The sequence below is a fragment of the Haloarcula sp. H-GB4 genome, from assembly GCF_030848575.1.
Classification (GTDB): Archaea; Halobacteriota; Halobacteria; order Halobacteriales; family Haloarculaceae; genus Haloarcula.
Window position 1 is genome coordinate 530,783 of record NZ_JAVDDX010000002.1, and the last position, 13,060, is coordinate 543,842.

Annotated in this window: 14 protein-coding genes; 13 read left to right on the top strand and 1 reads right to left on the bottom strand. The window is 65.9% G+C overall.

From position 1 onward, the window contains the following. The first annotated feature begins 3 nt into the window (after positions 1–3). The 8 genes from RBH20_RS11240 (at position 4) to RBH20_RS11275 (ending at position 8,458) form a co-directional block, all read left to right on the top strand. Positions 4–465, top strand: coding sequence for a hypothetical protein (locus tag RBH20_RS11240; protein ID WP_306708565.1), 462 nt, complete (start codon positions 4–6; stop codon positions 463–465). After that, positions 446–841 (top strand): hypothetical protein, encoded by a 396-nt coding sequence (locus RBH20_RS11245; RefSeq protein WP_306708566.1) that lies wholly within the window; start codon positions 446–448, stop codon positions 839–841. Before RBH20_RS11240 ends, RBH20_RS11245 begins: the two co-directional genes overlap by 20 nt. Continuing rightward, positions 838–1,710, top strand: a complete 873-nt coding sequence (locus tag RBH20_RS11250) for a hypothetical protein (RefSeq protein ID WP_306708568.1) — start codon at positions 838–840, stop codon at positions 1,708–1,710. The genes RBH20_RS11245 and RBH20_RS11250 overlap by 4 nt, the downstream gene beginning before the upstream one ends. Continuing rightward, on the top strand, positions 1,698–4,700 hold the full coding sequence (locus RBH20_RS11255) for a hypothetical protein (RefSeq protein ID WP_306708570.1): 3,003 nt from the start codon (positions 1,698–1,700) through the stop codon (positions 4,698–4,700). The genes RBH20_RS11250 and RBH20_RS11255 overlap by 13 nt, the downstream gene beginning before the upstream one ends. 50 nt (positions 4,701–4,750) lie before the next feature. Continuing rightward, complete coding sequence (locus RBH20_RS11260; RefSeq protein ID WP_306710434.1) at positions 4,751–5,179, top strand: DUF5791 family protein; 429 nt, start codon at positions 4,751–4,753, stop codon at positions 5,177–5,179. Further along, positions 5,176–6,066: an SDR family oxidoreductase gene (locus tag RBH20_RS11265; RefSeq protein ID WP_306708572.1), complete on the top strand. Its 891-nt coding sequence runs from the start codon at positions 5,176–5,178 to the stop codon at positions 6,064–6,066. Before RBH20_RS11260 ends, RBH20_RS11265 begins: the two co-directional genes overlap by 4 nt. A gap of 49 nt (positions 6,067–6,115) precedes the next feature. Then, complete coding sequence (locus RBH20_RS11270; protein ID WP_306708574.1) at positions 6,116–7,300, top strand: bifunctional oligoribonuclease/PAP phosphatase NrnA; 1,185 nt, start codon at positions 6,116–6,118, stop codon at positions 7,298–7,300. 72 nt (positions 7,301–7,372) lie between these two features. Continuing rightward, positions 7,373–8,458, top strand: coding sequence for an aldo/keto reductase (locus RBH20_RS11275; protein ID WP_306708575.1), 1,086 nt, complete (start codon positions 7,373–7,375; stop codon positions 8,456–8,458). Here the strand turns inward: RBH20_RS11275 and RBH20_RS11280 are convergent, their stop codons facing one another. Then, entirely contained in the window at positions 8,459–8,629 is a 171-nt protein-coding gene (locus RBH20_RS11280) for an HVO_0758 family zinc finger protein (protein WP_004517187.1), read from the bottom strand. Between the two features lie 119 nt (positions 8,630–8,748). Between RBH20_RS11280 and RBH20_RS11285 the strand changes: the two genes are divergently transcribed. The 5 genes from RBH20_RS11285 (at position 8,749) to RBH20_RS11305 (ending at position 13,058) form a co-directional block, all read left to right on the top strand. Next, complete coding sequence (locus RBH20_RS11285) at positions 8,749–9,885, top strand: MFS transporter (RefSeq protein ID WP_306710436.1); 1,137 nt, start codon at positions 8,749–8,751, stop codon at positions 9,883–9,885. A 32-nt stretch (positions 9,886–9,917) separates the two neighbouring features. Then, positions 9,918–10,388 (top strand): hypothetical protein, encoded by a 471-nt coding sequence (locus RBH20_RS11290; RefSeq protein WP_306708578.1) that lies wholly within the window; start codon positions 9,918–9,920, stop codon positions 10,386–10,388. Between the two features lie 91 nt (positions 10,389–10,479). Beyond that, positions 10,480–11,100, top strand: a complete 621-nt coding sequence (locus RBH20_RS11295) for a CoA pyrophosphatase (RefSeq protein ID WP_306708580.1) — start codon at positions 10,480–10,482, stop codon at positions 11,098–11,100. Between the two features lie 68 nt (positions 11,101–11,168). After that, positions 11,169–11,954 (top strand): luciferase, encoded by a 786-nt coding sequence (locus RBH20_RS11300; RefSeq protein WP_306708582.1) that lies wholly within the window; start codon positions 11,169–11,171, stop codon positions 11,952–11,954. Then, the gene (locus tag RBH20_RS11305) at positions 11,955–13,058 is read left to right on the top strand and encodes an FAD-binding oxidoreductase (protein WP_306708584.1); all 1,104 of its coding nucleotides are present in this window, start codon (positions 11,955–11,957) and stop codon (positions 13,056–13,058) included. Positions 13,059–13,060 lie beyond the last annotated feature (2 nt).

Consider the following 13,060-nt stretch of genomic DNA (forward strand, 5'->3'; position numbering starts at 1 on the left):
TCCATGTTCGAAACGCACGTCGATACGCTGTATCTCTGGGTCGGCCTGGGAACAGTGAGCGTGGCCGTTCTTGGCGTTGCCGTCGGCCTCCCGACGACCGCACCGCCGGACGCGACGGAGACAGCGGCGACTATCGATTCGGTCACCACCAGCCCCGTAGGATCCGTTGCACACCGACGGCTCATCGCTGCAGAGTGGGTGCTTACCAGCCGAGAGATCCGCCTCCGCAACGACGGCGGGTCAGCCACCGCACGACTGATTCGATCGGTTGTCCCGGCGCGAACCGACCGGCTACAGGCTGTGGTGAACGGGGAGCGGCCGCAGGCGGTGTACGATTCGCCCGACGCTCTCCGTCAGGACACCCGCCGGGCTCGGACCGCGGACAACGGGTGGCGACCGGCTCCAGACCGGCTGACCGTCAGGCACGTCGCCTGGGGAGGGACCGATGTCACCGTCGTCGGATAGAGGCACGACCGAACCCGTCGCCGCGCTCGTTGCCGTTTTCGCCGTCACGCTTGGCGTGTCGCTGTATGCCGGCGTGGTAGACCAAGCGTTCGGCACGCTTGACGACGACCGCAATATCGCCACGCCGACCGCCGATGCCGTGGAACAACGGCTCTCGTCGACCGGTGTCGTTCAGCCCGAGGGAATCGACAACGCGCTCGATGCGGTTCCGGCGAACTACCACGGGAACGCGACCATCACGGCGACGACCGGCGAGCGATGGAGCGGTGGCCGGGAGTCACCGAGCAACGCCGACACCGAAACCAGAACGGTGAGCGTGCGGGTCGGCCCGGGGGCAGTCCGCCGCGGAACGCTCACCGTGCGGGTGTGGCGATGACCCGAGCCATGAGTGCCGTCGCCGACGTAACGGTGTTTCTCCTGCTCGTCGGTGCGGCCGCGGGGACTCTCGTGAGCGGTGTCGGGGTCGAGAAGCCGGCAGCGACCACAAACCCTGCGGCTGACCAAGCCTCGACGCTGGCAACGAGTACCGCAAGCGTCGAGTATGATTTGCTCGTCCCACCGTCAGAGCACCGCAGGCCACCCGACCACGCTGAGAGACGGCAGCGGACGAGTCACGGGACCATCGCGGAACTGCTCGGCGAGGCGGCGATGGGCGGCGTCACCGTCGACGGCGAGCGACTGTCGAGTGCCGGCACGGACTTCGAGTCACAAGTCGCTGCGGCGACGCGTGACAGACTCCACAGCCGCGGGCATCGAACGTCCGTCCGCGTCACCTGGGCACCGTATCCCGATGCACCAGTCAGAAGTGAGTACCGCGTCGGCGACCGACCGCCGGACGCTGTCGACGTTCGAGCGGCCACGGTGACGGTCCCGAGCGGGATGGGGAACGTCTCGGAGCCGGCCCGCGAAGCGGCGGAGACAAACGGCTACGACGGCGTGGCGACGGTCGTGGCCCGCAGTGTCGTCAACGGCCTGTTCCCGCCGACGCAGTCGCGGTACGCCCTCCGTGGCGATTACCCCGCAGACGTGCTGATGGCCACGCGGTACGAGCGCATGGCCAATCTGACAGGGACGAGCGTTGCCGTTGAGCGACAGTCAACGGTCGAGATGAACCGCGACCTGACCGCGGCGCTCGCTGTGCGGCTTCGGACCGATATGCGGTCGCGGTACGACTCGCCAGCGAATGCCGCCCTCGCCGTCCGAACGAGCCGTGTTCGCGTAACTGTCAGGACGTGGTCACCGTGAGAGACGACACTCGCGGCCGAGTTCCCTTCGCGTTGCTCGGCGTTCTCCTGCTGGTGAGCAGTCTCACGCTGGCCCCAACATTCGTCACCGAGCCAGCCCCAAGCGAGACAGCGGTCGAACGGGCGTTGAATCAGGCCACGTCGGAGACGCAGGTCGCCGTTCGGGACGGCGTCTCGACGGCTGGCCAGCAGGCGGCTGCGAACCCAGTCGTTACGCCAGCCGACACACCCACTGGTTGGGTTCTGAACGACTCGACGGCGTTTCGGGACGCGCTCAGAATCCGCGCTTATCTGCGGGTCGCGAACCGACTGGAACGCGTCTCCGGCCGAAGCGGTGACGTGACCGTGACCGCCAGCCTGCCGGCGGTTTCTAACGCGAGCGACCTCCGGGCAGCGAAACACCGTGTCTCGGTTGAACGCGCTGGGCCGAACAAGACCGCAATGCGGGCGACGGTCGAAGATATCGTCCTGACGGTTCGGCGCAACGGAGCGGTGGTCTCAACGCGACGGGTTTCGTCGACCGTCGTCGTCCCGACACAGGCGCTCATGCTCCACGATCAGGTATCAACCTACCAAACGCGTCTGAACAACGGCCTGGGCAGGCCGGGACTGAGCCGGCGGATGACAGCCCGGCTGTACCCGATGGCGTGGGCGAGAGGGTACGCGCAGTACGGTGGAGCTGGCATCGAAAACGTCGTCGCGAACCGGCACGTCTCGCTGGCGGCAAACGGCGCACTGCTCGGCGTCCAGCGGTCGACCTTCGGCCGGAGCGACCCGGCTGGTCGCCGTGCACTGAAAGAGGCAACAGCGGTGACCGGGATCAAAGACATCATTCGGGGCAGCAGGGGAACCGCTGTCTCCAGCGAAGTAGTCGGCAAAGCCCAGTACAAGCCGATCAGTCAGACACCGCCACGTCCGAAGTCCACGGCCAGTCCGAACTCGACCGATTCGATGACTGTCGGCGTCAACGAGACGGCCGACACCACGTTCCGGTCCGTCACCAAGCCGTCAGCGCTCAACGAGACGCTTGAAGACGCATACACCGTCGAGGTAGCGCTGGAAACCGACAAACATCGACTGGGGGGAGGGCCGCCGGGAACGCCGCCGTCACCGGGCACCGGCTGGACACTGGTCGCCGACCGGACGACCACCGCTACGGAGGCAGTTGGGAACGCCAGCGGTCGCGTCGTAACGCCGGACGGCTGGCATACCTTGGAGACGTTCAGCCGGACTGTCGAGCGCCAGTACACGCGGACTGCCATCTGGCAGAACGGGTCGGTGCGTCGGCGCACGGCGGCGTCAAGTACCGTGCGATATCGCGTGACTGTCGCCGTCGTCGGCCGCCATCACGGCCGTTCACCGGCACCGAACCGCTCGATTCGGACTTCCCACGACGCCAGCGGAAGCCCGCTGAACGGGTCGAACCTCGCCGATGTGGAGCCGAAAGCGATGGACACGTTCGTTGGCCACGCCGGGGGTCGGGACGAGGTCGCCGAGCGAGTCGTCGACGACAGCCTGAGCCGGACGGAGGCGACGGTGACGGCCGACCGACCGCCAGAACTGCATGACTGGGTGTACCGGGACCTGATGGACCTACGGGAGTCAGTCCGCAACACGACCGTCACCGTCGAGCGCGGACGTGTCGGGACCTTCGAGACGAATCCCCCACAGGAACTCCGGGAACGGGTTGCGCAACGTCGTACCACCCTCGCGGCCGTGCCGGACACCTACGACAGCGCGGCCCAGAAGGCACGCGTCGCGGCCCGGCTGACCTATCTGAATGCGGTGTCGGCGGAGTTGGACAGGCGGGCCACGGCACGGGATGACAACGAGAACCGAGTCGACGCACAGCTAACGGAACGCACCGAAGGGTCGCTGCGTGACCTCCGGAAAGGATTAACCGCGCGCGAGACGCCCGTACCGCGGTCACGTCCGGTGCCAGTCGGTCCGGCCGGCCCCGTCAGAACACGGGTCGATACACAGACGCCGTATTTGACGCTGGCCGAACTAAACGAGAGCCAATACCGCGCCCTCGACGGACGAGAGCACCCGCTGGTAGCGCGGAACGTGAACGTGTTCACGGTCCCCTACGGCGACGCCGCCGACGCCGTCGTTGGCGGTGCGTTCGAGAGTGGTGACAGGGTACGCCTCGCAACGGCAGCGAACACACTCGCGGCCGCAAACGAGACCCTCGAAACGGAATCGAACACCACGCTCGCTTCGGAACGCGACGCACTCCAGCGGGAGGTTGCGGCGGCCAACACGGAGATGACGACGACGCTCTGGCTGGCAGTCTCCCAGCACACCGAGGCTGAACAGGACGAGAGCAAGGCAATTGTCACTGAAGCGATGTCGCCGTGGGAAACATCGGCGGCCCGAGCACTGGCGCTGACCAACGGCTCCGCTCAGGAACGGGTCGCCCGTGTCGCCGGTGCCCGGCTGAACCTCACACGGGTCGAACGCGACCGCCTCCGCCTGCGGCTGCTCTCGGTCGATACACCGGCGACCAGACCAACACTGGGGTCGACGAACGGGACGGCCTCGGCGGTGCGGTCTGTTGCGAAAGCCGAACTAAGTAGCGCCCTGGCAAGTGCCGGCGAACAGAAGGCACAGCAGTTCGCGAAGAAGCGGCTCGGGACGGACAGGCTCCCGGCGGGCCTCCCGCTGGCACCGCCAGTTACCCCCTGGTACGCGACGGCGAACATCTGGTGGGTGACTGTCGAAGGCGAGTACGCACGGTTCGCCGTCGCTGCGAGTCATGGCCCGCCGAGCGAGCCCGGCGCACGGACTACCTATGCGCGTGACGGGCACAACGTCACGGTCGACGTGGACGACGACGGCACAGGCGAGCGATTGGGCACCGCCGACCGCATCTCGTTCCGAGCCGAGACGGGCATTGTCGTCGTCGTGCCACCCAAACCGCGCGGAGTCGGTGACAAGGGCGGCAACGCTGTGGAGGAATCGAGTGGATGGCCGGACGCAGGTTCCTGACCCCGGGCCGCATAACCGAAGTAAAATACCCCGGGGCCATACCGATGCCCATGCTTCGAGGCGAGTTTCCGGACGCTGGCGAGCAGTCCCCCGAAGAGTTACTGGCGGCCTACGGCACCGTGCTGGCCGAGACAGTCGAGACAGTCGGCGTCGAGGAAATCGTCGCCGAGACCGGTTTCGACCAAGCGACAGTGGCAGCGTTCGCCGACGGCGATATTGCCGACCGGACGCTTGATGAGGCGGTCGCTGTGCTGGCGACTGGGCCGAACCGGCCGGACGCCGACGCACTGCAGGCCGAAGCGCAGGATATCCTCCTGATGGGGATGACAACGGCTGTAATGGACGTTGAATCCCTCGCCTCCGGCATCGACGATGAACTGGAGCCAAAGGAAATTCAGCAGAAAATCGAGGGCAGACATCCGGTGACGCTGGCCGAGTACGCCCTCCTGCACAGCCATATCGAGGGGGAAAAGCGGTGACGGAGCGCGTCGCCATTCTGGGCTGTGGCTACGTCGGTATCGAACTCGGACGACAGTTGCGAGACGACTACGAGGTCGTCGGCGTTCGCCGGTCCAACGGCGGTATCGCAGCTATCGAGGACGCTGGCTTCGAGGCGGCCCAGGCTGACGTAACCGACTCTGCTTCGCTGTCTGCGGTGCCGGACGCCGACTGGCTTGTCTTTGCCGCAAGCTCTGGCGGACGGGGAGCCGAGGCCGCCCGCGAGGTGTATGTCGAGGGGCTCCGGACGGCTGTCGACCACTTCTGGTCGCGGGCGGACCCGCCCGAGCGATTGGTATACACCTCCAGTACCGGCGTCTACGGCGACCACGACGGCGCGTGGGTTGACGAGGAGACCGCCATTGACCCACAGACCGAGAAGACCGAAGTGCTGGCCGAAGCGGAGCAGGTCGCCCGTGAGCGTCCTGTGGAACACGGCGGCCACGGTACAGTCGCCCGCTTTGCCGGCCTGTACGGCCCGGGTCGCTACCGACTGGAGCGGTATCTGGAGGGTCCGGTGACGGCCGGCTACCTAAACATGGTCCACCGGGCCGACGCGGCCGGGGCCGTGCGCCATCTGCTGACCGAGGACCACCGCGAGGAAGTCGTGCTGGTCGTCGACGACGAACCCGTCGAGAAGTGGGCCTTTGCCGACTGGCTGGCCGAACAGTGTGATGTCTCGTTCCCGCCGAAACAGACGACAGAGGAACGACTTGCCGACGATAGCCTCTCAGAGACCGCAAAGCGCCGTATTCAGACGAGCAAGCGATGCTCGAGCGACCGGCTCCACGAACTGAGCTATGAATTCGAGTACCCGACATTCCGGGAGGGATACCGCGACGCCGTCCGAGAATACCGGCAAAATTAGCTGTATAAGGGGCGAACTTTATTACTGATAGGCTGGCGAAGGGCGTGGTATGACACGCGTTGCCGCCGGCGGACTCCAAGTCGACGCCGCCGCGGCGTTCGCTAGCGAGAATCCCCTGTTGATCGCTGGTGTCGCTGTGGCCCTCCTCGTCCTTTTCGGTGTCGGTGTCTGGCTGCGTCAGTATCTCAGCCGAACGCCTGGTGAACGACTGCGTCGGACGCTGACCGACTACGACCGGATTTCGGTGCTGATGCACCCAAACCCGGACCCAGACGCGATGGCCTCTGCCCTGGCCATCAACCAACTCGTCGCCGGCACCGATACGTCGGCGTCGCTGCTGTACCCCGGAGAAATACGCCGCCCGGAGAACCGGGCCTTCCAGACGGTGCTTGATCTTGATTTCGACCACATCGAAACTGTCGAGGACATCGACAGGGAGGCCGTCGTCCTCGTCGACCACAACACGGCACGCGGCTTCCCCGGTGCCGAAGAGGTCGAGCCTGTCGCCGTCATCGACCACCATCCCGGCAACGGCAGCGGCAACGAGTTCACCGACATCCGATCCGATTACGGGGCCTGTGCAACCATCTTCGCGAGCTACTTCAATCAGTTGGAGTTCGAGTTCAGCGACACACAGGGGACCGGGAGTATCGATATCGACGCGGCACCGGCAGAAACCGTCCCCTGTGCACTGGCAACGGGGCTGATGTACGGTATCCAGTCAGATACCCGATCACTGACAAACGGCTGCAAGTCCGAGGACTTCGCGGCCGCCGCATACCTCTACGATGGGATGGACAGCGACCTGCTCAACCGCATCGCGAACCCCCAGGTCGACGCAGAAGTGCTTGACGTGAAATCCCGGGCCATCGGGAGCCGAGAGGTGCGAGCGCCCTACGCGTTCAGCGATGTAGGCGAGGTGTCAAATACGGATGCGATTCCACAGGCGGCGGACGAACTGGAGACGTTAGAGGGCGTTTCGGCAGTCGTCATCGTCGGCGAGAAGGAGGGAACCATGCGCATCGCCGGGCGCTCGCGGGACGACCGCGTCCACATCGGCCGGGCGATAGAGGCCGTCGTCGACGATATCCCGATGGCCGAGGGTGGCGGCCACGCGCGGATGGGCGGCGGGAAGGTCCCGGTTGAGCACATGGCCGGCCTCGGCCCCAGCGGCGGTGTTTCCCGTGAAGACTTCCGCGAACGGGTGTTCGATGCGATGAGCGGCGAACTGTAACGGGCGACCTGTGCGTGGTCGCCGACCGGGGTGAATCTCTGCCCTTTTGTTACTACCCGACCAACAGCTGGTATGGCCACACGGGAGGCGACCTGGGCGTACCGGGACGACCACGACGAGTTCGCACGCACGTTCTACCGCCGATTCGGCGACGGCGTCGTCTCCAGTATCGGCGTCGGCACGTACCTTGGTGACCCAACCGACGAGCGGGACGCGAGCTACCACGACGCCATCGTCACGGCGCTCGAATCCGGCATCAACGTCGTCGATACGGCGATAAACTACCGCCACCAGCGCTCCGAGCGCGTCGTCGGCGACGCCGTCGCGGACGCCGACGTGGACCGTAAATCGATCGCTGTTGCGACGAAAGGTGGGTTCATCCCATTTGACGGGGAGCGCCCGGCTGACCCCGGCGCGTTCGTCCGGTCGGAGTACCTCGACACTGGCATCGTCGACCGCGACGACCTTGTTGCCGGCCAGCACTGTATCGCACCCGCCTACATTGACGATCAGGTTGACCGGTCGCTGACGAATCTCGGGCTGGAGACCATCGACCTCTACTACGTCCACAATCCGGAGACGCAACTGAAAGCGAACTCTCGCGAAGCGGTGTACGACCAGCTGGAGGCGACCTTCGAACAGTTGGAGGAACGGGCGGCGGCCGGCGACATCAAGCACTACGGCGTTGCGACGTGGGAGGCGTTTCGCGTGGCCGCTGACCACGACAGCTGCCTCTCGCTGCCTGAGGTCGTTGAACGCGCACGCGCTGCGGCAGAGACGGTTGGCAACGCGGCAACACATCTCCGTGCGATTCAGTTACCGTTCAACGTCGCGATGGCCGACGCGTTCACGGTCGAGTCCCACGACGGCGCGGAGGGGCCACAGTCGGCGCTGTGGTTCGCGCACGAGGCCGGGCTAGACGTGTTCACCAGCGCATCCATCATGCAGGGGAAGCTGGCCGCGTCGGTCCCGGACGATGTCGCGGCGAAGCTTTCGGGCGAGACGAGCGCACAGCGCGCTCTCAACTTCGCACGCAGTGCGCCGGGCGTGACCTGCTCGCTGGTCGGCACGGGGTCGGTCGAACACGCCCAGGAGAACGTCGATGCGGGCCGATACGAACCGCTCGGTGCTGATGCGTTCGACGCCGTCTTCGAATAGCTAGCTGAGTTCCTTCCACTTGCCGTCGCACTCGGGGCAGACGCGCACCTTCCCGACCTCGTCCGGGTCGTTCTCCGTCGCAAGCGGCTCGTCACAACTGGTACAGGAGAGCCGTCCGTAGTTGTCCTTCTCGACGTCGCCGGCTCGGAGGGCCTTCCTCACTGAGTCCATACCTGCCAGTGTGCTACCCGCGTGTAAAAACCCCGTGGCGGCGTTCCGGAACGTTGTTCAGGTTTTCCAATCTATCACCGGTCGTGTCACGCCGCCGCATCTTTGGCTCGCTACTCGGAATGGTGTTCTGCATCAACCTCGGCAGGGTCGTCTTTGCACCGCTTATCGAGCCGATTCGGGCGACAACGGGCGCTTCCGATGCGACACTCGGACTGCTCGCAACGATGGCCTGGGCCGGGAGCGCCCTCCCACGGCTTCCCACTGGGTTCCTGCTGACACGGATATCGCGAGCAAAAGCCATCTTCGGCTCCGGGGTCGTGTTGACGCTTGGAACGACGTTCACCGCGTTCGCGTTCGACCCGACGCTGTTACTCGTCGGCGCGTTCACCATGGGGCTTGCGAGCGGCGTTTACCTGACCGCGGCGAACACGCTGGTCAGCGAGCTGTTCCCGGATCGACCCGGTCGCGCACTCGGACAACACGGCGTCGCCGCCCAGCTCGCTGCTGTCGGCGCGCCAGCACTGATCTCGTTCGTGCTCGTCGTCGGGACGTGGCGAACTGCGCTGCAGGGGATAGCTGTCGCCGCGGGAGTGGCAACCGTCGCGTTCACGCTCATTGCGAGACGCTCCCAGCTGCCAGACGCCGGGAGCAAAGACCGCGACCTCCTCGGCGCGGCACGTGCCCAGTGGCACATCATCGTCACTAGCGTCGCAACCATCGGCGTCGCGGGACTGGTCTGGAACGGGCTGTTCAATTTCTACGTCACATACGCCACGAGCGTCGGCCTCACACCCGGCCGGGGGCGGACGCTCCTGTTGCTCGCATTCGGCGCCGGCGTGCCGGCCTTCTACGTCAGTGGTCGTTTAGCTGACCGGCTTCCGTCAATTCCGTACCTTCTGACGATGCTTGCGGCATTTACCGGCTGTGTGCTGGTGTTGCCGTCGCTGACCGGGTTCTGGTCGCTGGCCGCGTTCAGCGTCGTCGTCGGTTATGTCATCCACAGTATCTTTCCGGCGGTGGACGCATACATGCTCGGCTCGCTCCCGGACCGACACCGTGCGAGCGCCTACGCCACCTACGGCGCGGGAATGATGGTGATGCAGGCTCCCGGGAGCGCGATCGTTGGGAGGCTGCTCGACGCCGGCGTCACGTTTCCGACGCTGCTTCGCGGCATGGGGATTGCGTTGCTTGTCGTCCTCGTCGCGATGGTGTCGCTGCACCGCAATGGCCGACTGCCGAGCGCAGCCCGAGCCTAAAGGCTGAAGCCACTCGGTGCCGCGACACCTGTATGGACCTGCAACCGGACGAGCTGGCTGGCGTCGTCGACCTCTTCGGCTCGCTCACCAGCGCGGAGCTTATCGACGCCTGCGGCGAACTCGCCTTCAAGCAGGGCGTCGACGCCGACCCGGACGCGATCGCCACGGCCATCGACGACGCTATCGACTCGTATCACCTCGTCGCCGTCGATGACCACGCCGTCGACACCGATGAGACGCTGCTGGTCGTCGGCCCGGTCGCATTCCCGACCCTGCCCGACGGCGCGGCCGACCTCCCGCACATCATGGACGTGCCGGCCCGCAACCTCGCGCATGACGCCGTCGTCGAGGCCGTCAAGGCCCGCTTCCGGGAGGACGCGGTGATGGCAGTCAAGAACGGTGACGAGGACCGCGTCGAGACACTGCTTGACGTGAGCTACGACATCGAAGCCTGGGAGAATGTCGAAATGGACGGTCTCCGGGACCGACTCGACGACGTGTGAGCCCGGCGCCCCGATATCCCACACGATTAAATCAGACATTTCGAGGGAGCGAGCCACCCGAATTAAGACGGTCCGCCACCTACGATATGCTATGCAGTTTGACCGGGTCGCGGCCCACGAGCCAGTTGTCGTGGACGACGAGCCACAGAAGGCGGCCGTAATCGCCCCGGTTGTCACACGACCTGCGGGCGAGGCGATACTGTTCACGAAACGCGCTGACCACCTGTCGGACCATCCCGGACAGATGTCGTTCCCTGGCGGCGGCCGCGAGCCTGAAGATGAGGACCTGCTGCGGACTGCGCTTCGAGAAGCCAACGAGGAGATCGGGCTCGACCCACTGGCGGTCAATGTTGTCGGCCGGCTGGACGATATCCGAACCATTACACGCTACTCCGTGCGCCCGTTCGTCGGGCGGATTCCGGACCGTGACTATCTACCCTCGGACGAGGAAGTCGCGGAGATAGTCTCCCTACCAGTGTCGGAGCTGACGGATCTGGGCAACTACGAGTCAGAGCACCGCGACCACCCCCACTACGGCGAGATACGGCTCCATTTCTTCTACGTCGACGGCTACACCGTCTGGGGCGCGACGGCGCGGATGCTCGTCCAGTTGCTCGAACTCACGACCGACTGGCGGATGCCGCCCGAACCTGACCGGTACATGGAGTCAGACGACGACCTGCCGCCGAGCGTGCGCGACGAAGCTGAGTGACAGAGCCGGCTGGAGTGGGTCCGAGAGCGATAGGATTTTGCGACCCGGTGTCGTTGGTGGCGTACTGGATGACCACGCTTACCGGTGCGACACTGGCGGCCGCCGGCATCGACGCGGTGGCGCTCAAGCCAGCGGAAGTAGACGTGTCGCGAGCGACTGGCCTCGACGTTGAGACGCTCGCAATCGATTACGAGGGAGCGGCCCACGTTCCGGAGCCGGACACCATCGAGCGGCTATCGTCGACCGCCGATGTACGCGTCACCGCGCCGGTCCGGGCCGATGGCTTCGACCCGTTGGGCGATGACAGCGGGTTCGACGCGCTGCCGGCAGGTGCGGGACACGTGCTGGTCGCCGGCCACAGCGCGTATCTCTCAGAGGATGAGGCTGCGCGGGCCGTCGCACCGCGGTTACGGGCGGCCGTCGACGATGCTAACAACCCGTGGGTCGGCACCGAGGGCATCGAACGCCTCGCGCTGGCGGTTGGCGGGACGCAGTACGAACTTCTCTCGCGGACGACTGCTCGCGACGTTCAGACGCTCCGGACGGCGGGGTTCGACGGTTCGATTGCCGTTTACGCTCCGCTAGTGCTCTCGGATAGCGAAGACGCGATGCTCGACGCCGTTGGCGACTACGCGGCCCGACGCGGCCCAGTTCGGAACGCACTGCCCGAGGGCGTGCCGACAGACAGCCGAGCGACGGGTCGGGCCAGAGACGTACTCAAACAGGCTATCCGCGACTACGCGCTCGTCGGCTCCGTCGAGACAGTCGCCGAACGAACCGAGCGACTCCACGACATCGGTGTCGACACGATTGTCGGCTACCCGGCGCGTGGACTCGACCCGTTCCTCTCGTAAATGAACGTCGCCATCATCGGCGGTGGGGCCCTCGGTCTGTCGACCGCGCTGGCACTGGTTCGCCGCGGTGCATCGGCCACGGTATTTGAACGTGACACGCTTGGGAGCGGCGCGAGCGGCCGGGCGGCCGGCCTCTGTTACGACGCGTTCGCTGACGACGTGGACGCCGCCGTGGCCGCGGACGCGCTCGCTCGCTACCGCGAGATGGACCTGTTCGAACCACAGCCCTACGTCTGGGTCGCGCGCGGCGAGAGCGGCGCCACGGCCGTCCGCGAGCAGATCACACAGATGCAGAAAAACGGCGTCGCAGTCGAGGCGCTCACACCGGCGGAACTCGGCGACCGCTACCCTGCACTCGATACCAGCGGCATCAAGATGGCTGGCCTCGCCCGCGACGCCGGCGTACTCGATCCGGACAAGGTGGTGGCGACATTGGCAGAGCAGGCCCGCGAAGCGGGTGCAACCATCGAAACGGGTACCTCGGTCTCGCTCGATTCGCCGGCAACCGTCGAAACAGCGGACGAGACTCGGCCGTTCGACGCGGTGGTCGTCGCGGCCGGCCCGCAAACGAAGCCGCTCGTCGCCGATGTCGGCGTCTCGCTCGCACTGGAAGCCTACCGAGCGCAGGCGCTCGTAACTGACCCGGTCGACGCCACCCTACCCTCGTTCTACGACGCGACGCGGGAATTCTACTGGCGGCCGAAGGGCGACGCGCTACTGGTCGGCGACGGCGCACACGAGGTCGACCCGACGGACTGGAACCCGGACGCGGACGCCGAGTTCGTCGCTCGGAGCCTCGACCGGGTCGACCAGACGGCGGCGCTCACGCCAGCCTGTGACCGAGCCTGGGCCGGCCTGTGTACGGCGACGCCCGACGGCGCGCCGCTGGCCGGGCAGGTCGCCGACGGGCTCTGGGTAGCCACTGGCTGGCAGGGTCACGGACTCATGCGCGCACCGGCTATGGGCAGCTATCTCGCTTCAGACGTTCTCAATCACCCGAATCCACTCTCAGAACACTTGCCCAACCGCGTCGACCCGACACGATTCGATGGCTCCGAAGAATTCGCCGCGCTGGACGACCCGACGCGTGACTGGGACGATTGAAT